At 65.4% G+C, this 24,497-nt stretch carries 20 protein-coding genes; 4 read left to right on the forward strand and 16 right to left on the reverse strand.

Annotated features, from left to right (window positions below; genetic code table 11):
• Positions 1–3 precede the first annotated feature (3 nt).
• The 14 genes from ACFMPD_RS07655 to ACFMPD_RS07720 form a co-directional block, all read right to left on the reverse strand.
• Complete coding sequence (locus ACFMPD_RS07655) at positions 4–954, reverse strand: ABC transporter substrate-binding protein (RefSeq protein WP_380993210.1); 951 nt, start codon at positions 952–954, stop codon at positions 4–6.
• A 98-nt stretch (positions 955–1,052) separates the two neighbouring features.
• Positions 1,053–1,949: a bile acid:sodium symporter family protein gene (locus ACFMPD_RS07660; RefSeq protein WP_380993211.1), complete on the reverse strand. Its 897-nt coding sequence runs from the start codon at positions 1,947–1,949 to the stop codon at positions 1,053–1,055.
• A 120-nt stretch (positions 1,950–2,069) separates the two neighbouring features.
• The gene (gene eda, locus ACFMPD_RS07665; protein WP_380993212.1) at positions 2,070–2,717 is read right to left on the reverse strand and encodes a bifunctional 4-hydroxy-2-oxoglutarate aldolase/2-dehydro-3-deoxy-phosphogluconate aldolase; all 648 of its coding nucleotides are present in this window, start codon (positions 2,715–2,717) and stop codon (positions 2,070–2,072) included.
• Positions 2,718–2,720: 3 nt separating this feature from the next.
• Positions 2,721–4,532: a phosphogluconate dehydratase gene (gene edd / locus ACFMPD_RS07670; protein WP_380993213.1), complete on the reverse strand. Its 1,812-nt coding sequence runs from the start codon at positions 4,530–4,532 to the stop codon at positions 2,721–2,723.
• Between the two features lie 130 nt (positions 4,533–4,662).
• Positions 4,663–5,958, reverse strand: a complete 1,296-nt coding sequence (locus tag ACFMPD_RS07675; protein ID WP_380993214.1) for an amidohydrolase family protein — start codon at positions 5,956–5,958, stop codon at positions 4,663–4,665.
• A gap of 11 nt (positions 5,959–5,969) precedes the next feature.
• The gene (locus tag ACFMPD_RS07680) at positions 5,970–6,911 is read right to left on the reverse strand and encodes an ABC transporter permease (protein ID WP_380993215.1); all 942 of its coding nucleotides are present in this window, start codon (positions 6,909–6,911) and stop codon (positions 5,970–5,972) included.
• Positions 6,911–7,975 (reverse strand): ABC transporter permease, encoded by a 1,065-nt coding sequence (locus tag ACFMPD_RS07685; protein WP_380993341.1) that lies wholly within the window; start codon positions 7,973–7,975, stop codon positions 6,911–6,913. The genes ACFMPD_RS07680 and ACFMPD_RS07685 overlap by 1 nt, the downstream gene beginning before the upstream one ends.
• Positions 7,975–9,492 (reverse strand): ABC transporter ATP-binding protein, encoded by a 1,518-nt coding sequence (locus ACFMPD_RS07690; RefSeq protein ID WP_380993216.1) that lies wholly within the window; start codon positions 9,490–9,492, stop codon positions 7,975–7,977. The genes ACFMPD_RS07685 and ACFMPD_RS07690 overlap by 1 nt, the downstream gene beginning before the upstream one ends.
• A 41-nt stretch (positions 9,493–9,533) precedes the next feature.
• The gene (locus tag ACFMPD_RS07695; protein WP_380993217.1) at positions 9,534–10,526 is read right to left on the reverse strand and encodes a BMP family protein; all 993 of its coding nucleotides are present in this window, start codon (positions 10,524–10,526) and stop codon (positions 9,534–9,536) included.
• Positions 10,527–10,651: 125 nt separating this feature from the next.
• On the reverse strand, positions 10,652–11,284 hold the full coding sequence (gene upp / locus ACFMPD_RS07700; RefSeq protein ID WP_380993218.1) for a uracil phosphoribosyltransferase: 633 nt from the start codon (positions 11,282–11,284) through the stop codon (positions 10,652–10,654).
• A 78-nt stretch (positions 11,285–11,362) separates the two neighbouring features.
• Positions 11,363–12,574, reverse strand: coding sequence for a phosphopentomutase (locus ACFMPD_RS07705; protein ID WP_380993219.1), 1,212 nt, complete (start codon positions 12,572–12,574; stop codon positions 11,363–11,365).
• The gene (locus ACFMPD_RS07710) at positions 12,571–13,881 is read right to left on the reverse strand and encodes a thymidine phosphorylase (protein ID WP_380993220.1); all 1,311 of its coding nucleotides are present in this window, start codon (positions 13,879–13,881) and stop codon (positions 12,571–12,573) included. Before ACFMPD_RS07710 ends, ACFMPD_RS07705 begins: the two co-directional genes overlap by 4 nt.
• Positions 13,882–13,885: 4 nt before the next feature.
• Entirely contained in the window at positions 13,886–14,278 is a 393-nt protein-coding gene (locus ACFMPD_RS07715) for a cytidine deaminase (protein ID WP_380993221.1), read from the reverse strand.
• Positions 14,275–15,366, reverse strand: a complete 1,092-nt coding sequence (locus ACFMPD_RS07720) for a cupin domain-containing protein (protein ID WP_380993222.1) — start codon at positions 15,364–15,366, stop codon at positions 14,275–14,277. Before ACFMPD_RS07720 ends, ACFMPD_RS07715 begins: the two co-directional genes overlap by 4 nt.
• A 146-nt stretch (positions 15,367–15,512) precedes the next feature.
• On the opposite strand from ACFMPD_RS07720, the gene ACFMPD_RS07725 reads away from it, so the two are divergent.
• Complete coding sequence (locus ACFMPD_RS07725; protein ID WP_380993223.1) at positions 15,513–17,786, forward strand: NADP-dependent malic enzyme; 2,274 nt, start codon at positions 15,513–15,515, stop codon at positions 17,784–17,786.
• 231 nt (positions 17,787–18,017) lie between these two features.
• Here ACFMPD_RS07725 and ACFMPD_RS07730 read toward each other — a convergent pair whose 3' ends face one another.
• Positions 18,018–19,046 (reverse strand): endonuclease/exonuclease/phosphatase family protein, encoded by a 1,029-nt coding sequence (locus ACFMPD_RS07730; protein ID WP_380993224.1) that lies wholly within the window; start codon positions 19,044–19,046, stop codon positions 18,018–18,020.
• 153 nt (positions 19,047–19,199) lie between these two features.
• On the opposite strand from ACFMPD_RS07730, the gene ACFMPD_RS07735 reads away from it, so the two are divergent.
• The gene (locus ACFMPD_RS07735; protein ID WP_380993225.1) at positions 19,200–20,621 is read left to right on the forward strand and encodes an amidase family protein; all 1,422 of its coding nucleotides are present in this window, start codon (positions 19,200–19,202) and stop codon (positions 20,619–20,621) included.
• A gap of 329 nt (positions 20,622–20,950) precedes the next feature.
• On the opposite strand, the gene ACFMPD_RS07740 is transcribed toward ACFMPD_RS07735, so the two are convergent.
• On the reverse strand, positions 20,951–21,712 hold the full coding sequence (locus ACFMPD_RS07740; RefSeq protein WP_380993226.1) for an NAD kinase: 762 nt from the start codon (positions 21,710–21,712) through the stop codon (positions 20,951–20,953).
• Between the two features lie 175 nt (positions 21,713–21,887).
• Between ACFMPD_RS07740 and glyA the strand changes: the two genes are divergently transcribed.
• Both glyA and ACFMPD_RS07750 read left to right on the forward strand, forming a co-directional pair.
• Positions 21,888–23,183 carry a serine hydroxymethyltransferase gene (gene glyA / locus ACFMPD_RS07745; protein WP_380993227.1) on the forward strand — a complete coding sequence of 432 codons (1,296 nt, stop codon included), beginning with the start codon at positions 21,888–21,890 and terminating at the stop codon, positions 23,181–23,183.
• 201 nt (positions 23,184–23,384) lie between these two features.
• Positions 23,385–24,497, forward strand: coding sequence for a TFIIB-type zinc finger domain-containing protein (locus ACFMPD_RS07750; RefSeq protein ID WP_380993228.1), 1,113 nt, complete (start codon positions 23,385–23,387; stop codon positions 24,495–24,497).

Below are 24,497 nucleotides of genomic sequence, written 5' to 3' on the forward strand. Positions count from 1 at the left end.
GGCTCATTCAAGGGCCGCATCGACGACAGGGCGCCAGCGGTCCTCATGCGCCGCCATCCAGTTGGACACGACGGTTTCCACCGTGCCGCCTTCGACGTCGATGGCGCCCATCATCGGCTGCTGATCCTCGACCGCCAACTGATAGTTGGACAGGATTTCAAACGCCGCCGGCCATTTTTCGGCAGTGCCGGACCAGGCCGCCTTGAAGATGCGCGAGGGTGCAAAGTCGCAATCGTTCACCGCGTTCGGATTCGGCCCCCAGGCCGGATCGGTAAAGCAGGCCTCGTTGCCGACCGGCAGATCGACGAACTGGACGTCATAGGCCGACATTGCCCAATGCGGCTGCCAAAAGGTGATCAGCAGCGGCGATTTCTTTTCCGTGGCGGCGCGCAGTTCGGTGATCAGCGCCCCCTCGGAACCCGCCGGCACCGCCTTGAACGGCAAATTCAATCCGGTCATGCGATCCGCGCCCGGCGTGCCCCAGTCGGCAGGGTAATCCACCAGACGGCCCTGCGGAATGGTCTCGGCGGTGGCGAATTTCTGGGCGCAGTCGGCCAGTGCCTCCCAGGCCGGCAGGCCGGGGCAGATGTCGGCCACATGCGCCGGATAGGCGATGCCTTCCTTGGCATCCAGTCCCAGATCGCCGATCTCGACCACGCCACCGGCGGCGACCTGCTTGGCGTACTCATCCGAGACGTTGGACGACCAGATCTCCAGCGTCGCGTGCACGTCGCCATCGCCGATGGCCTGGAACTGGTTCATCATCCCGGCGGTGACATATTCCACCTGGTAGCCGGCGGCCTTGAGCATTTCGCCGGCGATATGCGTGGTCACATGCTGGCCGGTCCATTCGTTGATCGCCAGCTTGATCGGTTCGTCCACGGCACCCAGTTCAGCGGCCGACACGGAACCGGCCAACGCTGTCAGCGCCAGCCCGTAGCTGATTGATTTCATCTTGAGACTCCCTGGTTTGTTTTTTGCAAGTATTTCGGACTTGCCGGCGGTTGTCACGCGACCAGTGCGCCAGGCTGCGGCCATGAATACGCGCAGCGCTAGACGATCGCATGGCGCCGCAGCAGCGCCGCCAGGACCAGGCCCGAAACCGCGTGCCACAGCCCCCAGAACGCCGCCACCACCGCCATGCCCCCCAGCCCGCCGAAAAAGGCGAAAATCAGCGCCAGCCCCAGGCCGGAATTCTGAATACCGGTCTCGATGGCGATGGCCCGGCGGTCCGGCACGGATTGTCCGGTCAGCGCGGCAAACCCATAGCCGCCCCCCAGCGCCAGCGCGTTGTGCAGCAGCACCAGCGCCGCAACCGAACCGGCATACAGCCGGAAAGTCTGCCAGTTGCCCACCAGCGTCAGCAGGACAAAAGCCAGAAAGATCGCAAAGGCCAGCCCCTGCACCGGGCGGCGCAGCCGCGAGCTCAGATCGGGGCGCCGGTCGTTCAGCGTGATGCCCAGAACCAGCGGCAGGATCAACACCAGCCCTACCGTGACCGCCACCGTCTGCGGATCGACCATCGTCGCGCGCAGTATGGCCTGGGTCGGCGGGTAAAGACCGCCCCAAAAGGCCAGGTTCAGCGGTGTCAGCAGGATCGCCCCGACCGTACCGACAGCGGTCATCGACACCGACAACGCCGCGTTGCCACCGGCGCGGTGGGTGATGTAATTCGAGATATTTCCACCCGGACAGGCCGCCACCAGAATCAGTCCCAAGGCGATGGACGGCGGCGGCGCGGTGGCCAGCACCAGCAGAAAGGTCAGCGCCGGCAGCAGCAGGAATTGCGAGGCCAGCCCGATCATCAACGGCAGGGGCGCGCGGCGCAGGCGCTGGAAATCCGCGGGTTTCAGATCGATCGCCACAGCGAACATGATCACCGCCAGAATGAGGTTCAACAGCGCTATCGAGCCGGGGCTGAAATTCAGAGCCACCTCATCTATGCCCATGTCGCGCCCGCCCCGCCTGTCTGTTGCCCGCCCCTTCATAGGACAGCCCCTTCTTTGCGCCAAGCCGGCACATGTTCAGCCGCCGGGGGGCGGAGTTCGGCTGACGGTCAACGGTCGTTGCTAGGCCGACAATCTGGCAGCGGCGCGCGCCCTGTCCTCGATTTCCGACCAGTTGCGGGCGGCGATCAGGTCGGGCGGCGCGATCCAGCTGCCACCGGCGCAGATCACGTTGGCAAGGCTCAAATAGCTCTGCGCGTTGTCCGGATTGACACCGCCGGTCGGGCAAAAACCGATCTGCGGTAGCGGAGCGCCGATGGCCCTGAGCGCTGGTGCGCCACCTGACGTCTCGGCGGGAAAGAATTTCAGCATGTCATAGCCGCGTGCCAACAGCGCCATCGCCTCGCTGGCCGTGGCCGCACCGGGCAGCAGCGGCAGATTTTCGGCTTCGCAGGCCGCCAGCAATTCACCGGTCGCGCCGGGCGAGACGCCAAAGGTCGCCCCGGCCTGTTTCGCGGCCCGCACGTCGTCGGGCGTGATCAGCGTACCCGCCCCGACCCGGCCGCCGGAAATCCCGGCCATGGCACGGATCGCCTCCAACGCCGCCGGGGTGCGCAGCGTGACTTCCAGCGCCGGCAGTCCGCCGGCGATCAGCGCCTCGGCCAGCGGCTCGGCGTGGCGGGTGTCATGGATCGTCAGGACCGGCACGATCGGGGCCATCGCGCAGATTTCGCGGATCGTCCGGCTGGCATCGCGGGGCGGCAGCGTCATGTTTCACCGCCCTCCAAAGATCGAGGCTCCGTCGGTGGCCCTGCCGACATGATCGCGAAAAGCCGCGAACAGTTCCCGGCCCATGCCTGACGCATTGGCAGACAGGTCCGGCGCGACCGGATCCCGATCGGCGACCCCGTCGGTCAGGACATCCAGGGTTCCGGCCACCGCATCAACGCGCAGCACATCGCCGTCGCGTAACCGCGCCAGCGCACCGCCTTCCAGCGCTTCGGGGCAGACATGGATGGCGGCGGGCACCTTGCCGGACGCGCCGGACATGCGCCCGTCGGTGACCAGCGCCACTTTTTGCCCCCGCCCCTGCAGGATCGACAGGATCGGCGTCAGGCTGTGCAGTTCCGGCATGCCATTTGCGCGCGGACCCTGAAAGCGAACCACGACGATAACATCGCCGGTAAATTCGCCGGCCTTGAACGCCGCCTTGACCGCGTCCTGATCGTGAAACACCCGCACCGGCGCCTGCACGACATGATGCTCCGGCGCCACGGCGGACACTTTCATCACCGCCGTACCCAGCGATCCGGTCAGGCGTTTCAGCCCGCCGGTCGGCTGGAACGGATCTTGCGCCGCGCGCAGGATCTTGTCGTTCAGGCTGTGCCCGGCGCCGTCCTCCCAGACCAGAAGACCATCGCGCAATTTCGGCTCGGTCCGATAGCGCGCCAGACCCTGACCGGCAATGGTGCGCGTATCCGGATGCAGCAACCCGGCCCCCAGCAACTCGCCGATCAGATAACTCAGTCCGCCGGCGGCGTGGAAATGATTCACATCCGCCAGACCATTGGGATAGACCCGCGCCAGCAGCGGCACGACCTCGGACAGGTCGGCAAAGTCCTGCCAGTCCAGCAGGATGCCGCCCGCACGCGCCATCGCCACCAGATGGATCAACAGGTTGGTCGAGCCGCCCGTCGCATGCAGCCCCACGATGCCGTTCACAAAGGCCTTTTCGTCCAGGATGTCGCAGACGGGGGTATAGGCGTTGCCCAGCGCGCTCAGGGCCAGTGCCCGGCGCGCGCCCTCCTGGGTCAGCGCATCGCGCAGATCGGTGTTCGGGTTGACGAAACTGGCGCCGGGCAGGTGCAGGCCCATGAATTCCATCAGCATCTGATTGGTGTTGGCGGTGCCGTAGAACGTGCAGGTACCGGGACCGTGATAGGCGGCCATCTCGGCGGCCATCAGCGCCTCGCGCCCGACCTCGCCGGCGGCGAATTGCTGACGCACCCTGGCCTTTTCGTCATTGGCCAGGCCGCTAGTCATCGGCCCGGCGGGCAGAAACACGATTGGCAGATGGCCAAAGGCCTGCGCCGCGATCACCAGGCCCGGCACGATCTTGTCGCAAACCCCCAGGAACACAGCCGCATCAAAGGTGTTGTGGCTCAGCGCCACCGAAGCGGCCAGCGCGATCACGTCGCGCGAAAACAGCGACAGTTCCATTCCGGCCTCGCCCTGGGTGACGCCATCGCACATCGCCGGAACACCGCCGGCGACCTGCGCCGTGCCCCCCGACGCGCGTGCCGCGGCGCGGATCAGGTCGGGAAAGCGTTCAAAGGGCTGATGGGCCGACAGCATGTCGTTATAGGCGGTGACGATGCCCAGATTGCCCGCGGATCCGCCGGCCAGCGCCGCCTGATCCGGCCCGGCCGCCGCAAAAGCATGCGCCTGCCCGCTGCAGGACAAATGCGCCCGCGCAGGTCCCCGGCGCCGCGCCGCATCCATCCGCGCCAAATACTGCGCCCGGCTGTCGGCGCTGCGCGCGACAATCCGGTCGGTCACCTGCAATACTCGGGATTGCAGCGTCATTGGCACCTCTCCTAGTCTGGCCGGACCGCAATGGCGGGCGGCGCCGGTCCATGCCGGGTGCCGCAAGCCCTGTGATATACCGGCGCGGCGGAAATTGATAGCGCTAACGTCCCCCCAGCGACCGGTCCCTTCACCAGCCGGTCCCGCCGGGCGCATAATCGGCAGGGTCCAGCGACGCGGGCCGCCCCGGCAGGTCCAGCTGCGTCCGCTGCGCTGGTGTACGGGCAATGACCCGCCCGGCGCGGATCACCGCCAGTCGCGTGGCGCGCAGACGGATGGCCTCGATCGGATCGCGCGCCTGCAGCAGTACCATGTTCGCAGCACACCCCTTTTTCAGCCCGTAGTCCTGCAAGCCCATGATCCGGGCGGAATTCACCGTCACCGCATCAAAACACCAGCCCATGTCGACGCGGCTGCTCAGCTGCCCGACATGCAGGCCCATGGCCGCCACGTCCAGCATGTCGGCACGGCCCAGCGAATACCACGGGTCCATCACGCAATCCGAGCCAAAGCCGACCGTCAGGCCGGCATCGCGCAATTCGCGCGCGCGGGTCAGGCCACGGCGTTTCGGATAGCTGTCATGCCGCCCCTGCAGCATGATGTTGATCAACGGGTTGGGAATGACATGCAGGCCCGCCTCGACCATCAAGGGGATCAGCTTGGAGACATAGTAATTGTCCATCGAATGCATCGAGGTCAGGTGCGATCCGGCCACCCGGCCTTGCATCCCCAATCGTTGGGTTTCATGAACCAGGGTTTCGACATGGCGGCTGTGGGGATCGTCGCTTTCGTCGCAATGCATGTCCACCATCAGCCCGCGATCGGCCGCAATCCGGCACAGCTGGCGCACCGACTCGGCGCCCTGGGACATGGTGCGTTCGAAATGCGGGATGCCGCCGACCACATCGACCCCCATGTCCAGCGCCCGGATCAGATTGGCCATGGCCGTCGGATCCCGCAATACCCCGTCCTGCGGGAAGGCGACCAGTTGCAGGTCGATATAGGGCGCCACCAGTGCGCGCACCTGCAGCAGCGCCTGTACGCCCTTGAGATCATCGTCACAGACATCCACATGGCTGCGGATCGCACCGATGCCCATCGCGACCGCCAGATCGCAATAGCGCAAGGCGCGCGCGACGATCCGATCCACCGTCTGGATCGGCTTCAGCTCGCCCCACAGGGCGATGCCCTCCAGCAGCGTGCCGGAGACATTCATCCGCGGCGTGCCCAGCGACAGGGTCGCGTCCATGTGGAAATGCGGATCGACAAAAGGCGGCGCAACAAGGTGTCCGGCGGCGTCAATGATCTGGCCCGCCTCGGCGGCGATACCCGGTTCGACGGCGGCGATCCGCCCGTCGGCGCAGGCCATGTCTATCCCGGTGCGTCCGTCGGGCAGGGTGGCGTTCTTGACGATCAAGTCGAACATTGGCTCTCCTTTCAGCGTTGGCCCTTGAACCAGGGGGTCAACAGGGCGCGGGGATAGTCGGCGCGGCGCGCGGCGACGACCAGCGCAAAGATCGACAGGATATAGGGCGCCATCAGGAACACCTGCCCGGGCACCAGCGCGCCCACCTCGGTCTGCAACCGCACCTGCAGCGCGTCAAACGCCCCGAACAGCAACGCCCCCAGCAAGGCCTTGCCGGGCCGCCAGCTGGCAAAGATCACCAGCGCGATGCAGATCCAGCCGCGCCCGTTGACCATGCCGAAAAAGAACGCATCAAAGGCCGACATGGTCAGGAACGCGCCTCCCAGCGCCATCAGGGCCGAACCCGCCATCACCGCGCCGATCCGCAGCCCATAGACCGACAAGCCCTGGGCATCGACGCTGTCGGGGTTGTCGCCCACCGCCTGGATCGCAACCCCCAGCGCGGTGCGGTTCAGCACATGCCAGACCAGCCCCACCGCGCCCAAAGCCAGCCAGGTCAGTGCCGTCTGTTGAAACAGCACCGGGCCCAGAAACGGAAGGTCGGACAACATCGGGATGTCCAGCGCCCGGAACGGCTCGATCCGGGGCGGCGAGCTGACATTGGGCAGCGCGGTCCGATAGACGAAATAGCTGACCGAAGTGGCAAACAGGGTGACGCCCAACCCCGACACATGCTGTGACAGCCCCAGCGGCACCGTCAAAATGGCGTGGATCAACCCAAAGAATGCCCCGGTGAGCGCCGCCACCAGCACCCCGCCCCACAGCCCGGCCCCCAGCCAGACGGCCATCCAGCCGGCCATGGCGCCGGCGACGAAGATACCTTCGATGCCCAGGTTCAGCACACCGGATTTCTCGCAGAGCAGCGCGCCGAGCACGCCAAAGATCAAAGGGGTTGCGATGCGCAGCGCGGCCGCCCAGAACGAGTCGCTCAGAAGGATTTGCAGGATATCCATCATGCCTGCCTTGCGATACTGCGCACAATCCGGAACCGGGCGAAGAATCCGCCGATCAGCACGCAGAGCAGCGACATCGACACCACCAGATCGGCCAGATAGCTGGATACGCCGATCGCCCGGCTCATGCTGTCGGCACCGACAAAGACCGAGGCGATGAACAGGGCCGAAACCACCACACCCGCCGGCGACAGTCCCGCCAGCATCGCCACGACGATACCGGTATAGCCGAAACCCGGTGACAGATCCGCGGTCAAATAGCCCTTGAGCCCGGCAACCTCGCTGACCCCGGCCAACCCGGCCAGTCCGCCGGACACGACCGCGACGCCGAACAGGGTGCGGCTGACCGGGATGCCCGCGTGGCGCGCGGCAGCCGCGTTCTCGCCCACGGCGCGCAGCCGAAACCCCCAGACCGAGCGCGCCAGCATGAATTGCGCCACCGCCGCGGCCACCAGAGCGATCAACAGACCGGAATGCACCCGCATCCGATCCATCAGCGCCGGCAGCATCCCCTGATCCAGGATCGGCGCGGATTGCGGCCAACCCAACCCCATCGGGTCTTTCAGCGCGCCCTCCAGCATCATCTGCACAAAGATCAGGATCACGAAATTCAGCAGCAGCGTCGTCACTACCTCGTCGGCACCGAACCGGGTTTTCAACAGCGCCGGCACCGCCATGCCGGCCGCCCCCGCCGCCGCGCCCAAAAGGACGATGACCGGCACCAGAAGGAACCCCGGCAGGTCGAACGCGCCGGCCCCAACGGCAACGGCGGCCATGGCACCCAGGTACAACTGGCCTTCGGCACCGATATTCCACAATCGGGCGCGAAACGCCAAAGCCGCCGCAAGACCGGTAAAGATCAGCGGCGTGGCACGGGTCAGCATCTCGGAAAAGGCAAAGACCGATCCGAACACGCCCCTGAACATTTCGCCATAGGCAGCGACGACATCCGCCCCGGCAAAGGTCAGCGGCAGCGCCGCCAGCGCCAGGGCGACCAGCGCCGAAAGCACCGGAATACCCAATGTCAGAAAGCGCGGCGGTGCCGTGCGGGGTTCGATGCGGATCATGCGTGTACTCCCGCCATGATCAGGCCGATCTGTTCACGGTCGCGCGTATCGATGGCGCTCAGTGCGCCATCATGCATCACCATGATCCGGTCGGCCAAACCCAGGATTTCGTCCAGGTCCTCGGAGATCAGCAACACTCCGGCACCCCGGGCGCGTGCCGCAAGCAACCGCCGCCCGACCTCGGCGGCGGCGCCCATGTCCAGACCGCGCGTCGGCTGATTGGCCAGGATCAGCCGCGGGCCTTGCTCAAAGACCCGGGCCAGGATCAGTTTCTGGATATTGCCGCCCGACAACAGCCGGGCCGGCGCCGCGATGCCCGGGCCGCGCACATCATAGGCGGCAGCCAGCCGTTCGGCGTTCGCTGCAATCGCCTCGCGCCGCAACAGGCCGCGACGCTGGATGTCAGGATCGTCCAGCCGTTCGATCACCATGTTATCGGCCACCGAAATCGCCCCGATGATGCCGTCATGATGCCGGTCCTCAGGAATGCGCCCGACCCCGGCCCGGATCATCGTCAACGGATCATGGCGCACAATCGGTTGGCCGGCCACGCTGACCTGTCCGGTCTCGGGACGGCGCAGACCCGAAATCACCCCGGCCAGCGCGGACTGGCCATTGCCCGAGACCCCGGCGATTCCCAGGACCTCGTGCGCTCGAACCGTCAGATCGACGGCGCACAGGCTGTCGCGGGCCGAGCGACCGGTGACGCTGACCCCCTGCAGGGTCAGCACCGGTGCGCCGGCCTGCATCGGCGCGCGCGGTGTCACCGGCGTGTCGGCGCCGACCATCATCCGCGCAATGGCGCGCTCGTCCGCCTGATCGGTGGCCATTTCCCCGACCTTGACGCCGTGCCGCAGCACGGCGATGCGGTGCGAAAAGGCCAGAACCTCGCGCAGCTTGTGACTGATGAAAATCACCGCCAGCCCGTCCCGGGTCATGGCGCCGATGTTCTCGAACAACGCATCCGCCTCCTGCGGTGTCAGAACCGCCGTGGGTTCGTCCAGGACCAGGATGCGTGCATCGCGATACAGCGCCTTCAGTATCTCGACGCGCTGACGTTCGCCCACCGACAGGCGCCCCACCGGCACGTCCAGCGGTGCGCTCAACCCGCTCTGCGCCATGATCGCCTGGACCCTGGCGCGCATGCGGCCCCGGTTGCGACGCAGCGCCAACAGCGGCTCGGATCCCAGCGCGATATTGTCCAGCGCCGTCAGGTTTTCGGCCAGAGTGAAATGCTGGTGCACCATGCCGATGCCCGCAGCCAAAGCCGCCTGCGGATGCCCCAGCGCCAGCGGCTGCGCCCGCCCGTCCTGATCATACAGGTCAATGCTGCCGCCATCGGGCAGGTAATGTCCGAACAGCATGTTCATCAGCGTCGTCTTGCCGGCGCCGTTCTCGCCCAGCAGCGCCAGCACCTCGCCGCGATGCAGGTCCAGACTGACCGCATCATTGGCGATAACCGGGCCGAACCGCTTGGACAGGGCATTTAACGAAAGGACTTTGGGCGATGTCATGCAATCCGGCGGGCCGGCCACCGGGGCCGGCCCTGTCCCGCTCATTTGTCGGACACGGGCGGGGCGTCGTTGACGTTGACGCGGAACATGCCCTGGCGAATTTCGGCCTCGGTCTCGCGCACCTTGGCGACCACCTCGGCGGGCACCAGGGCCTCGTCGATCACCAGCGAGCCGCCGCCATAGCCCATGAAACTGTACTGGCCGAAATCGGCGGCCTCGAACGTGCCGCCAGCGACCGCGGCAATGGCCTTGTCGATGGTCGGTTCCATGTGCCACAGCGCCGAGGTCAGGATGGTGTCGCGATAGTCGCCCGACGTGTCGATGACGTTGCCCACGGCCTTGACGCCGCGCTCGACCGCGGCGTCGGCGACGCCGAAACGTTCCGCATACATGATGTCGGCGCCGGCATCCATCATCGCAAAGGCGCTCTCCTTGGCCTTGGGCGGGTCATACCAGCTGTCGATGAAGTTCACCAGGAACCGCACATCGGGATTGACCGTGCGCGCCCCGTCCATAAAGGCGTTCATCAGCCGGTTCACCTCGGGAATGGCATAACCGCCCACCATGCCGATCACGTTGCTTTCGGTGGCGGCCCCGGCGATCATGCCGGTCAGATAGCTGGGTTCGTGGATCCAGTTATCAAACACCGAGAAATTCGGCGCCACCGGGCCAAAAGACGAACCCATCAGAAACGCCGTATCCGGATAGTCGGCGGCGACCTTGCGCGCTGCGCGTTCCAGCCCGAAAACTTCGCCGACGACCAGGCTGACCCCCTGTTCGGCATATTCGCGCATCACCCGTTCATAGTCGGTATTGGCGACGTTTTCCGAGAACACGTATTCGATGTCGCCCCGGTCCTGCGCCGCGTTCAGCGCCTTGTGGATGCGGCTGATCCACTGCTGTTCCACCGGCAGCGTATAGATCGCCGCCACCTTGATGGCCTCGGCCCAAGCCGCGCCGGCCGACAGCGCCAGCGCCGCCGAAACCGCCCCCGCCATCACGCCGCGGCGCGAGAAAATCGCCCTTCTTTTCATATCCGTCTCCCCCTGTTTTCTGATTTACGGGAAGTGACGCATTTTTTAATCAAACGGTCAATAATTTCGTGACCCGCGGCTCAGGACCAGCGCAGAAGCGCGTTCGAACTGGGCGGACAGGCCGTCTATTTCGTGCCGAACATCCGGTCGCCGGCATCCCCCAGCCCGGGCATGATATAGCCCTTGTCGTTCAACCCCCGATCGATGGCGGCGGTGACGATGGGCACGTCCGGATGGGCCTTTTGCATGCGCGCGACGCCCTCGGGCGCGGCCAGCAGGCACAGAAAGCGGATATTCGTCGCGCCGGCCTGTTTCAAAAGGTCCACCGCCGCAGCCGAGGAATTGCCGGTCGCCAGCATCGGATCGACGACGATCACCAGCCGGTCCTGCAATGCTTCGGGCACCTTGAAGTAATACTGCACCGGTTGCAGCGTTTTTTCGTCCCGATAAAGACCGACAAACCCGACCCGGGCCAGCGGGATCAGCTGCAGCACCCCGTCCAGCATGCCGTTGCCGGCGCGCAGGATCGACACCAGCGCCAGTTTCTTGCCGGCCAGGGTCGGCGCATCCATTTCCTCCAGCGGTGTCTCGATGGGTTTTTTCGTCATCGGCATTTCGCGGGTGATCTCATAAGCCAGAAGCTGGGTGATCTCGTGCAGCAACTGCCGGAACACGGCAGTCGAGGTGCCTTTTTCGCGCATCAGGGACAGTTTGTGCTGAACCAGCGGATGATCGACGACGGTGACGGTTTCGGACATGGCGGTTCTCCCCTGAGCATGCGCCGCCTTTGTGCGGCAGCGCCGGCGCCGCCGCAACCCGCGCGGCATATGCGACAATCAGAAAAAGCTGTGCCCGGGCCCCTGCGGCGGCACGCCCAGATGGTCGGCGACGCTGGCCGCCACGTCGGCAAAGCCGACATGGCCGATCGACCCGGCGCCGCGACCAGCCACCAGCACCGGCACCCGTTCGCGGGTGTGGTCGCTGCCGGTCCAGCTGGGATCGTTGCCGTGATCCGCCGTCAGGATCAGGATGTCGCCCTTTCGCAACCGCCCCAGGATCGGACCCAGCGCCGCATCGAACCATTCCAGCGCGGCGGCATAGCCCGCAATGTCGCGGCGATGCCCGAAGCGGCTGTCGAACTCGACGAAATTGGCAAAGGTCAGGCTGCCGTCTTCGGCGCTGTCCACCAGATCGGACAGGTGGGTCATCAATTGCGCATCGTCGCCCTTGTGCAATTCGTCGATGCCCTGCATCGAAAAGATATCGCCGATCTTGCCCAGCGCATAGACCCGGCGCCCGGCATCCTGAACCCAATTGCTCAGCACCGGCGACGGCGGCGTGATGGCGAAATCGCGGCGGTTATGGGTGCGGATGAACCCGGTCTCGGCATTGCCGACAAAAGGCCGCGCGATGACCCGACCGACGCGCATGGCATGCAGGGATGGCGCCATTTCGGCACAGAGATCGATCAGACGCTGCAGACCGAACACCTCTTCATGCGCAGCAATCTGAAACACCGAATCCGCCGAGGTGTAGCAGATCGGCCAGCCAAGGCGCATGTGCTCGGCGCCCAGCCGTTCGATGATGGCGGTGCCGGGGGCATGGCAATTGCCCAGAATGCCGGCGGTGCCGGCAGCCCTGGCCACCCGCTCGCTCAGGCTGGCCGGAAAAGCCGGCACCGCGTCGGGGAAATAGTGCCAGTCCCACGGCACCGGCACGCCGGCCAGTTCCCAATGGCCGGTGGGTGTGTCCTTGCCGCGCGAGGTTTCGGTGGCCGCGCCCCAGCGCCCGGTAGGCGCCACGCTCAGCCCCGGCGCGCTGTCGCCCGAGGCCAGGCGCACCGCCGCCCCCAACCCCAGCGCCGCCATGTTCGGAACGTGCAGCGCACCGCTGCGCCCGCGCTCGGCCCGGCCCGCCATGCAGGCCTGGGCGATGTGACCCACCGTATTGGCGCCGGTATCGGGCACGGTGCCGTTATAGAACCGCCCGGCATCCGGCGCGCCGCCGATGCCGACGGAATCCATGACCACAAGAAACGCCCGTGTCATGCGTCCACCCTTTCGTGAATGAGGTCGGGAACGGGCGCCGGCTGCGGCCCCACGGTGATCGCTGCGCGCACCGCCGCCTCGGCGCGCCGGGCGGCATCCTCGCGCCCGGCATGGACCACCGCCAGCGGCTGGCCGCGATCGACCCGCTGACCCAGCCGGACCATCCCGGACAGGCCGACCGAGGGATCGACCCGGTCGGTTTCCACCTGACGCCCGCCCCCCAGCGCGACAACAGCCAACCCCAGCGCCTCGCCATCCATCGCCGCCACAAAACCCGATGCCGGGGCAGAGACTTCGAGGATCACATTGGCTTCGGGCAGGAAACGCGCCCAGTCCTGAACAAAGCCCAGCGGCCCGCCCTGTGCCGCAATCATCCGGCCGAACCGATCAGCGGCGCGGCCCGAGCAGATCGCCCGGGCGACCCGATCCGCCCCCGCCTGCACATCGTCGCACAGCCCGGCATCGCACAACACGACGCCCCCCAAGGCCGCGGACAACCGCACCAAGGGCCCGTCGCCGACGCCCTCGGTCAGCACCCGCATCACCTCGGCCACCTCCAAGGCATTGCCCAGCGCCGGCGCCAGCGGCTGGTTCATGTCGCTGATGATCGCGCTGGTCCTGCAGCCGGCGGCATTGGCGGTCTCGGTCAGCGCCCGGGCCAGGGCGCGGGCCTGGTCGGCGGATTTCATGAAGGCGCCGCTGCCCAGCTTGACGTCCAGCACCAGAGCATCCGGTCCGGCCGCCAGTTTCTTGGACAGGATCGACGCGGTGATCAGATCCAGACTTTCCACTGTCCCGGTCACGTCGCGGATCGCATAGAGCCGGCGATCGGCTGGCGCGATCCGGGCCGAGGCGCCGACAATGGCACAGCCCTCGCGCGCGACGATACCCGCCAGCCGATCCTGCGGCATCGCCGTGCTGACACCTGGGATCGCCTCGAGCTTGTCCAGCGTGCCGCCAGTATGGCCCAGCCCACGCCCCGAGATCATCGGCACATAGGCCCCGCATTCCGCCAGCGCCGGGGCCAGAAGCAGCGAGATGCAGTCGCCCACGCCGCCGGTCGAATGCTTGTCGATCACCGGCCCGTCCAGGTCCCAGGTCAGCACCTCGCCACTGTCGCGCATCGCGCGGGTCAGGGCGGCGCGCCCCTGCATCCCCAACCCGCCCATGCAGACCGCCATGGCAAAAGCCCCGGCCTGGGCGTCGCTGACCGTGCCGTCGGCCAGCCCTTGCGCGAACCAGCCCAATTCGTCCTTGTCCGGCACCTGACGACGGCGCAGTTTGGCGATGATGGCGCGGGCATCCATCGGATCAGCGCCCGGCGATATGATCTGTGTTGAAAGCCCCCGGCAGCAGCTGGTCCAGGGTCATCACGCGCTCTACCCCATCGGTGTTGGCCATCGTCACCGCCACCGCACCGCCGCCGAACTCGGCCAGCCGCTGCCGGCAGCCGCCGCAGGGCGAGACCGGCACCGGACTGTCGGCGATCACATAGACCTCGGTCAGGACGGTCTCGCCGGCAGCGACCATCGCCGCAATGGCACCGGCCTCGGCACAGGTGCCCTCGGGATAGGACACGTTCTCGACATTGCAGCCAACATAGATGCGGCCCGACCCGGCGCGGACCGCCGCGCCGACCCGAAAGCCGGAATAGGGCGCATGGGCGTTCTGTCGAACGGCGGTGGCGGCGTCTTGCAGGTTCATGCGGGCTCCAATTCCGTGTTGAACCGGCCGGGCAGCGACACTTCGAGCAACTCGATATCGTCGCTGGGGGCGGCCAGACAGGTTTTCATACCCGGCGGAATGACAAAGGCATCGCCGGATTGCATCCGATACGGCTCGCGGCCCTCGCCCTGCAGAGTCATCTGTCCCTGCATCACGAAAGTGAACAGGATGTCGGTATCATGCACCGCCCAGACCGGGACGCCGGTGCCGCGCCGCACCACCTGAACGCTGGCGACGTTCCCGGTGTTTTCAGCGATCGTGGTGTCGCGCGCCAGATAGCCCGGCAGTCGAAACGGCGCCCAGGTCGCGTCCTTGGCCTGATTGAACACGAACCGCTGACCGTCCCACTGGCGATCCGGCCGCAGATACGGCGTTGGCAGTTCCATCTGGTGATCGATCTCGGTCACATGTTCGGCCGGCACGCCGATCTCGATCACCTCGACATTGTCGCTGGCCGTCAGCACCCGGTGGCGGATTTCCGGCGGCTGGATGAAACAATCGCCGGCGGTCAGGCGCAGCGGACCGCCCTGATCCTCGTAGACCACGTCGACCCAGCCGCGATAGCAAAAGATCAGCTGGAACCCGACCTTGTGGAAATGCACCATGTCCGGCACCGGTCCGCCGTCGGGAATGCGGATATGCGAGGCGATGATCGACCCGCCCAAGCGATCGGGGATCAGGTCGCGATACTGCATCCCGGCGCGGCCGATGATCCAGGGTGCCTGGTCGGCCAGCCGGCGCACTACAAAGGAGTGCTGGGTTTCCGGCAGCACCAGCGGCGGATTGCGTTCGGCGATTTCGATCCGGGTGCCGTTGGGGGCGACCAAAGCGCGCTGACCGCCGGCAAAACCTGCGGGGTCGTCGGTCAGAATGCGGATCGTGCCCGGAGATTCTGGTGCGTCCTTTTCGACACGCAGCCGCAACCCATGACCGGAAAACACCGCCACCTGCGGATTGTCCGCCGGGTAAATCATGTCCAGACGCATGCCCAGCGTGCCGGTGAAGAACGGAAGATCGTCGCGCAACTCTTTCGTGGGCAGGCGCATTTCAGCTGTGGTATCAGACATGGGATCCCGAAGCGTTTGCGCAACAGTGGCGGCCAACCCGGTATTTTGCAAGCTTTCGCGGTGCCGCAGACGCGCGTCATTTTCGCAGTTGCCCCCGCGCTGCGGATTAGTTTAGGCCTAAACTATACCTCAGAGGAGTCCCGGGCATGTCCGAAAACGAGACCTTGCGTCAGGCGGCGCTGTTCTATCACGAATACCCAAAGCCCGGAAAACTGGAAATCCGGGCAACCAAACCGATGGCCAATGGCCGGGATCTGTCGCGCGCCTATTCGCCAGGCGTCGCCGAGGCCTGTCTGGAGATCCAGGCCGACAAGGCGAATTCGGCGCGGTACACGACCAAGGGCAATCTGGTCGGCGTGGTCAGCAACGGCACCGCGGTTCTGGGTCTGGGCAACATCGGCGCCGAGGCCAGCAAGCCGGTGATGGAGGGCAAGGCGGTCCTGTTCAAGAAATTCGCCAATATCGATTGCTTTGACATCGAACTGGATGAACCCGACCCGGAAAAGCTGGCCGAGATCGTCTGTGCCATGGGGGCGACCTTTGGCGCCATCAACCTTGAGGACATCAAGGCCCCCGACTGTTTCGTCGTCGAAAAGATCTGCCGCGAGCGCATGAACATCCCGGTCTTTCATGACGACCAGCACGGCACCGCGATCGTGGTCGGCGCCGCGGCCACCAACGCAGTGCATGTGGCCAAGAAGGCATTCGAGGACATCAAGATCGTCAGCACCGGCGGCGGAGCCGCCGGCATCGCCTGTCTGAACATGCTGGTCAAGCTGGGCGTCAAGCGCGAGAACATCTGGCTGTGCGACATTCACGGGCTGGTTTACAAGGGCCGCACCGAAGACATGAATCCGCAAAAGGCGTCCTTTGCCCAGGACTCGGATTTGCGGAGCCTGGATCAGGTAATCGACGGCGCCGACATGTTCCTGGGCCTTAGCGGGCCAAACGTGCTGAAACCCGAGATGGTCCGCAAGATGGCCGCGCGGCCGATCATCTTTGCCCTGGCCAACCCGACCCCCGAGATCATGCCCGACGCCGCCCGCGAGGTGTCGCCCGACGCGATCATCGCCACCGGACGCAGCGATTTTCCCAACCAGGTCAACAACGTCCTGTGCTTTCCGTTCATCTTTCGCGGGGCGCTGGATGTCGGAGCCACAGAAATCAACGACGCGATGCAGCTGGCCTGCATCGACGGCATCGCCGAACTGGCCCGGGCCACGACCAGCGCCGAGGCGGCGGCGGCCTATAGCGGCGAGCAACTGACCTTTGGCGCCGAATATCTGATCCCCAAACCCTTTGACCCGCGTCTGGTCGCCGTGGTTTCGGCGGCGGTCGCCAAGGCCGCCATGGACAGCGGCGTGGCGACCCGCCCCATCGACGATCTCGAAGCCTATCAAGAGCGCCTGAAACAGAGCGTGTTCAAGTCGGCGCTGCTGATGCGCCCGGTCTTTGAGACCGCGCGGAATTCCAGCCGCCGCATCGTTTTTGCCGAGGGCGAGGACGAACGCGTGTTGCGCGCCTCGCAGGCGGTGCTGGAAGAGACCACCGAAACCCCGGTTCTGATCGGCCGCCCCGAGGTGATCGAACAGCGCTGCGAACGTCTGGGGCTGGACATCCGGCCGCTGCGGGATTTCCAGATCGTGAACCCGGAAAACGACCCGCGCTATTACGATTTCTGGACCAGTTATCATGCGCTGATGCAGCGCCGCGGCGTGACACCCGACATCGCCAAGGCGGTCATGCGCACCAACAGCACCGCCATCGCCGCCGTCGCCGTGCACCGGGGCGAGGCCGACAGCATGATCTGCGGCACCTTCGGCGAATACAACTGGCACCTGAATTACGTGAACCAGATCCTGGGCCACGGCGATCTGCGCCCGCATGGCGCCCTGTCGCTGATGATCCTCGAAGACGGCCCGCTGTTCATCGCAGATGCCCATGTGCATCTGCGGCCCAGCCCCGAGGAACTGGCCGAGATCACCCTGGGCGCGGCCCGGCATGTGCGCCGTTTCGGCATCGAACCCAAGATCGCCTTTTGCTCGCAGTCGCAATTCGGCAACCAGGCGTTCGACACCGGCAACCGGCTGCGCGCGGCGATCGACATCCTGGACAGCGAACCGCGCGATTTCGTCTATGAGGGCGAGATGAATGTCGACACCGCGCTCGACCCGGAATTGCGCGAACGCATCTTCCCGAATTCGCGGCTCCAGGGCGCGGCCAACACGCTGATTTTCGGCGCCGCGGATTCCGCCAGCGGCGTGCGCAACATTCTCAAGATGAAGGCCGACGGGCTCGAGGTCGGGCCGATCCTGATGGGCATGGGCAACAAGGCGCATATCGTGTCGCCCTCGATCACCGCGCGCGGGTTGTTGAACATGGCCGCCATCGCCGGCACGCCGGTCGCGCATTACGGCTGACGGCGCCAAAGCCCCGGATGCGGACACCGCAATCCGGGGCCCCGCAGCCCTGGATGCGCCGGGCCGCCTGTATAAGGCGCGCCACTGCCGGGGTCTCAATAGCTGCAATCCCCCAAGCGGGCCGGATGCGTTCACATCCCCCGCAATCTGACCGCTCCCCTCTGCAAATTGTTGCGAACCCGTCCTTCCGAAGCCCGCATTCTCTTGCCCCGCCCCGGAAAAGGCTGCGGCCTAACCGCCTGTGGCCGACGCGATGCCCGACAGGTAGTCATCGGAATAATCCACCTCGATCTCGATCCAGATCGGCAGGTGATCGGACATCTCATGCGTGGTCCAGCCCGGATAGGTGCCGGGCCAGTTGGCATAGGGCTTGCCGGTGTCCGGCCGGCTGCGGATATCGCGGGCGATCTGTTCGTAATCCGCCATGTCGCCGGGGCGGAACACCGCGCCGCGCCAGTCGAACTTGCCGCGCCGTAACAGCCGCGTGCGGTCACCCTGACCGGAAAAGGCGATCTGATCGAACAGCTTGTCACCGCCCAGGTTGGTCGCGCCGAAATCCGGTACGTGAAACCCCGCCCCCTTCAGCGCCGCCATCATCGCGTCTTCGCTGGTCTCGATGTTCATGTCGCCCAGCAGGATATAGACCTCTTCTTCGTTCCGGGCGCGCGCGGCCAGCATCTGCGCCAGGATCGAGATCTCGCGCGCGCGCAGGCCATGATCGTCGCCAAAGCGGATATGCGCGGTGCACAGGGTGAACCGGAACCAGCCGGCCTGAAACGAGGCAAAGAACGGCGACCGCGCGATCTGCTCGCCGTCAATCAGCGCCTCGCGCGGCAGCACCACCTCGCCGATCAGATTGCGAAAGAACACCCGGTTGCGGTTGTAGAGAAACGCCATGCGTTCGTCGTTGCCGCCATCCCCGGCAGTCACGTCGGTCACGAAATAGTCCCAGTTGCCGCCCAGCAGCGCCATCAGCCGTTTCAGCGGCCCCAGATCGGGTTTGATCTCCTGCACCGCGCAGATATCGAAATGGTCGATGATCTCGGCAATATAGTGATAGCTTTCGTCCAGCCGGCTGCGGCCACCGTCAAAGGCGCGGATGTTCCACGATCCGATGATCAGCGAATTGGCGCGGCGCTGGTCTCCGATCTGATCCGCCAGATCGGCGCGCAGGCGCAGCAGACCCTGCGCGATCCAGCCGCTCTGGCCGGGCGCGTCGGTCCCCGGCGGATAGTCCTTGATGGATTTGTAATACGCCATGCGCGCGGCACCCCTGCTGAAAAACCAAAGCTGAAATCGACCGCCAGTCTAGCCTGGAATACCACGACCGACAATTTCCGAACCACCGGAAGGGTTGTTTCGCTTGCGTACGTCTCGCCGCTGTTTAGGTTGCCCTGAAACAAGGAGGATTGCATGACCGACCGCCCGACCTGGCAACTCTGCGCCGCGGAAATCAGCACCGCGATCCGCGCCCGAAGACTGACGGCCGTACAGGCCACCGAGGCGGCCCTGGCGCGGATGCACCAGGTCAACCCCGATCTGAACGCCGTGGTCGAGGATTTGGGCGATGAGGCGCTGCGTCAGGCGGCAGCCTTGGATGCCCAGATCACGCCGACCGGTCCGCTGCACGGGGTCCCGGTCACGATCAAGATCAATGTCGATCAGCAGGGTCACGCCACCAGCAACGGTGTGACCGCCGACAAGGACCTGATCGCCCCGGATGACGCGCCGGTGGTGACCAACCTGAAAAAGGCCGGCGCGGTGATCATCGGGCGCACCAACACGCCGGAATTCTCGTTTCGGGCCGACACCGACAACCCGCTATTTGGGCGCACTCACAATCCCTGGGGGAAACACGTGTCGGCGGGCGGCTCGTCGGGGGGGGCCGGTGCGGCGGTGATGGCGGGGATCGGTGCCTTGGCGCATGGCAACGATATCGGCGGCTCGCTGCGGTTTCCGGCCGCCGCCAACGGCGCGGTGACTGTGAAACCCGGTCTCGGCCGCATCCCGGCCTGGAACCCCAGCCAGAAGGCCGAGCGCGGCATGCTGGCCCAGGCGATGTCGGTACAGGGGCTGATCGCCCGCTCGGCCGCCGATCTGCACCTGTCGATGCCCGCCGCGATGGCCCCGGACCCGCGCGACCCGTTCCACGTGCCCCTGCCCTATCGCGGCGCCCTGCTGGACGGACCGATTCGCGTCGGATTTACCAAGCAGACCTATGAATTCGATCTGCATCCCGAGGTCGAAAAGGCGCTGGACGCGGCCCGCGATGCGTTGACCGATGCCGGCTATGTGGTGCAGGAGATCGACCCGCCCTTGCTGCGCGACGCCGGGCGTGACGGCTATCGCGCGCTGATGGGCGAGGTGCTGGCGCTGCTGGAACCCGAAGTGCGCCGCAACGGATCGCCCACGATCAACGGAATTTTCGAAACCTATTTCGAACTGTTCCCCCCCTTCAAGGGCGAGGACCTGTTGCAGGCTATGTCCCGGCGCAGCCATTACGCCCGCGAGTGGTCGTTGTTGCTGGAAACCTATCCGCTGGTGCTGACACCGTTCCTGCCGCAACCGTTCTTTGCGCCGGACCGCGACACCCAGGGCGTAGAGGGCGTGCAAGAGGTATTGGGATCGGCCCTGTATTCCTATGCGATGAATTTCATGGGCCTGCCGGCGGGCTGCCTGCCGACCCGATTGGCCGAACTGCCGGCCGGGCCGCAGCCGATCAATGTCCAGATCGTCGGCCGGCGCTGGCGCGAGGATCTGATCGTCAATGCCTGCGTTGCGATCGAGCATCGCGTCGGGCGCATGTGCACGCCCCTGTGGGACAGGATGGGCTGACGGCCGGAGCCGCAAAAGACCGGCCGCCAATCCGGCCCGCCCTGGCGCGATCCCAAGTCGAGGGATCGGAAACCCGGTTCTGAACAAATTCTTATTTACAAAAGGATACGGGCGCAGAGTTGCCTCTACGCCCGACAAAAAAGATACTCGTTACCAAACTACCCTCATGGTGCCTAATGTCTGATCGAAATGTCTCGCTTCAATAAAAAGACATTGCCACAGACGTGCCCTAGACCTCTGTGAGCTTGTTCACACAAGATGAAAAAATCGTGCAGACCGTCGGGTTTTTTCGAGCCACACCCCGAAAAATCCGACGGTCTGCGTCGTTTTCAGGCGAATTGTTCGGAAATCAGGCGTTCTTCCAGCCCGTGCCCCGGATCGAACAGGATGCGATGGCGGATCGATGGCTCCGAGCGGATTTCGACCCAGTCGATATCCATGATCGAGATCGAATCGGCATCTGCCATGACCGGGCGCTTGTCGGGTTCGACCACGTCAAAGCGCACCATGGCAGTCTTGGGCAGCAGCGCCCCGCGCCAGCGGCGCGGCCGGAACGCGGCGATGGCGGTCAGCGCCAGCACGTCGGCGCCGATGGGCAGAATCGGTCCATGCGCCGAATAGTTATAGGCGGTCGAACCCGCCGGTGTCGCCAGCAGCGCCCCGTCGCAGACCAGTTCCGCCAGCCGCACCCGGCCATCCACGGTGATCTTCAGCTTGGCTGCCTGCGGACCGGCCCGCAACAGCGAGACCTCGTTGATCGCCAGCGCCCGGTGCAGGTGCCCGGCCTGGTCCACCGCTCGCATCGACAGCGGGTTGATGACCGCTTCTTCGGCGTGCCGCAGCCGGTCCAGCAGATCGGTTTCGCTGTATTCGTTCATCAGAAACCCAATGGTGCCGCGATTCATGCCATAGACCGGCACCGCCAGTTCCTGAGTCAGGTGCAGCGTGCGCAGCATGAACCCGTCGCCGCCCAGCGCCACGACGACCTCGGCCTCTTCCGGCGCAACGTCGCCATAGCGGCCGATCAGCGCTGCCCGCGCGGTCTGGGCGACCGGCGCATTACTGGCCATGAACGCGATTCGAAGGGTCATGCAGGCAGGTTTCCGGTGTTACGCATTCGGTTCCGAAACAAGCACACCTTTCCCGCCGTGACCAGCCTTGCCGCTGGGTTGGCGCATTTCGTCGCTTTCCCGTCTTTTCGCGCGCGCCGGATTCCGCTAGGAAACCCGCCAATCGTCGCCGCTTTTTCCAAGATCGGAGCCCGCCATGAATGCCCCTCACCGAGACACCGGATTTTTTACCGAAGATCTATCCTCGCGCGATACCGAGATTTTTGAGGCGATCACCCAGGAACTGGGCCGCCAGCGGCACGAGATCGAACTGATCGCCTCGGAAAACATCGTCAGCGCGGCCGTGATGCAGGCGCAGGGCTCGGTGATGACCAACAAATATGCCGAGGGCTATCCCGGGCGGCGTTACTATGGCGGTTGCCAATATGTCGACATCGCCGAAAACCTGGCCATCGACCGCGCCAAGCAGCTGTTCGGTTGCGACTTTGCCAATGTGCAGCCCAATTCCGGCAGTCAGGCCAATCAGGGTGTGATGCAGGCGCTGCTGAAACCCGGCGACACGATTCTGGGCATGAGCCTGGACGCTGGCGGTCACCTGACCCATGGCGCCGCCCCGAACCAGTCAGGCAAATGGTTCAACGCGGTGCAATATGGCGTGCGCAAACAGGACAACCTGCTGGATTATGACCAGGTCGAGGCGTTGGCCAAGGAGCACCAGCCGAAGCTGATCATCGCCGGCGGCAGCGCTATCCCGCGCCGGATCGACTTTGCCCGGATGCGCGAAATCGCCGACATGGTCGGGGCCTATCTGCATGTGGACATGGCGCATTTCGCCGGTCTGGTGGCGGCCGGCGAACATCCCAGCCCGTTCCCGCATGCCCATGTTGCGACCACCACCACCCACAAGACCCTGCGCGGCCCGCGCGGCGGCATGATCCTGACCAATGACGAGGCGATCGCGAAAAAGGTCAATTCGGCGATCTTCCCGGGCATCCAGGGCGGCCCGCTGATGCATGTGATCGCCGCCAAGGCGGTGGCGTTCGGCGAGGCGCTGCGCCCGGAATTCAAGACCTATATCAAGAACGTGGTCGCCAATGCCCAGGCCCTGAGCGACCAGCTGATCAAGGGGGGGCTGGACACCGTCACCCATGGCACCGACACCCATGTGGTGCTGGTCGATCTGCGCCCCAAGGGGGTCAAGGGCAACGCCACCGAAAAGGCGCTGGGCCGGGCGCATATCACCTGCAACAAGAACGGCGTGCCGTTCGATCCGGAAAAGCCGACCATCACCAGCGGCATCCGCCTGGGCAGCCCGGCCGGCACGACGCGTGGCTTTGGCGAGGCCGAGTTCCGGCAGATCGCCGACTGGATCATCGAGGTGGTCGACGGTCTGGCCGCCAATGGCGAAGAGGGCAACGCAGCGGTCGAGGCAAAGGTCAAGGCCGAGGTCGAGTCGCTGTGCGCGCGCTTCCCGATCTATCCCGGCCTCTGAGGTCCGCACCACTCATCCTTGCGCGGCCATCCGGACACCCGGGTGGCCGCGGCAGTTTTTCCGTGCTGCCAATCCCCCGCAGAGCCGCGTACAGGTCGAGCCGGCCAGCCCATTCCATCCGGTGTTTTCACATGTTTTCATCGCGCGCGGAAACGGGAATACTCCGGCAAGACCAACAGTGATGCCGGAGACCCAGACCTCATGAGTGGCCCCTCACCCGACAGCGCGCAGCCCCAGGAGCACCGGTTTCCCTGCGAGCAATGCGGCGCTGATTACCGCTTTGCCCCGGCCAGCGGCACGATGACCTGCGACCACTGCGGCCATTCCGAACCGATCGACAGCGGACCCTGGTCCGGAGCGGCACTGGCCGAGCTCGATTTGCGGGATGCCCTGGATCAGACGCTGCCGGCGGCCGAGATCGAGGAAACCCGGGTCCTTTCCTGTCCGAACTGCGCCGCCCAGGTCGAGTTCGACCCCGATACCCATGCCGCAGAATGCCCGTTCTGCGCCACACCGGTGGTGACCGACACCGGCACGAACCGGCATATCAAACCGCGCGGCGTTCTGCCTTTCGCATTGGAAGAGCGCGCAGCACATGCGGCAATGACCGATTGGCTGGGGCAGTTGTGGTTCGCGCCCAATGGCTTGACGCAATATGCCCGAAAAGGGCGCAAGATGCAGGGCATCTATGTGCCCTACTGGACCTTTGACGCCGACACACGCACGCGCTATCGCGGTGAGCGCGGCACGATCTATTACACAACCCGCACCGTGAACCGGAACGGCAAACGGGTTCAGGAACGCATCGCCAAGGTGCGCTGGAATCCCGCATCGGGCCAGGTCACGCGGTTCTTCGACGACGTTCTGGTCCTGGCCTCGCGCAGTCTGCCAAAGCGCTACACGGACGCATTGCAACCCTGGGATCTGTCCGCCCTGGAGCCCTATCAGCCGCAATATCTGGCCGGTTTCCGCGCCGAAGCCTATGGCGTCGAACTGGCCGAGGGTTTTGCCGAGGCGCGCCGGCACATGGCCCGGGCCATCGAACGGGACGTGCGGTTCGACATCGGCGGCGACCAACAGCGCATTCACGACATCGATACCCGCGTCCGCGACGTGACATTCAAGCATGTCCTGCTGCCGGTCTGGCTGGCCGCCTACAAGTATCGCGGCCAGACCTATCGCTTTGTGGTCAACGGGCAGACCGGACAGGTGCAGGGCGAACGGCCCTGGTCCTGGACCAAGATCTCGGTCGCCGTGCTGCTGGGCCTTTTGGTGGCGGCGGGCGTTGGGTATCTGGCGGCAACCGGACAATAG

Source organism: Sedimentitalea sediminis (assembly GCF_042687825.1).
Classification (GTDB): Bacteria; Pseudomonadota; Alphaproteobacteria; order Rhodobacterales; family Rhodobacteraceae; genus Sedimentitalea.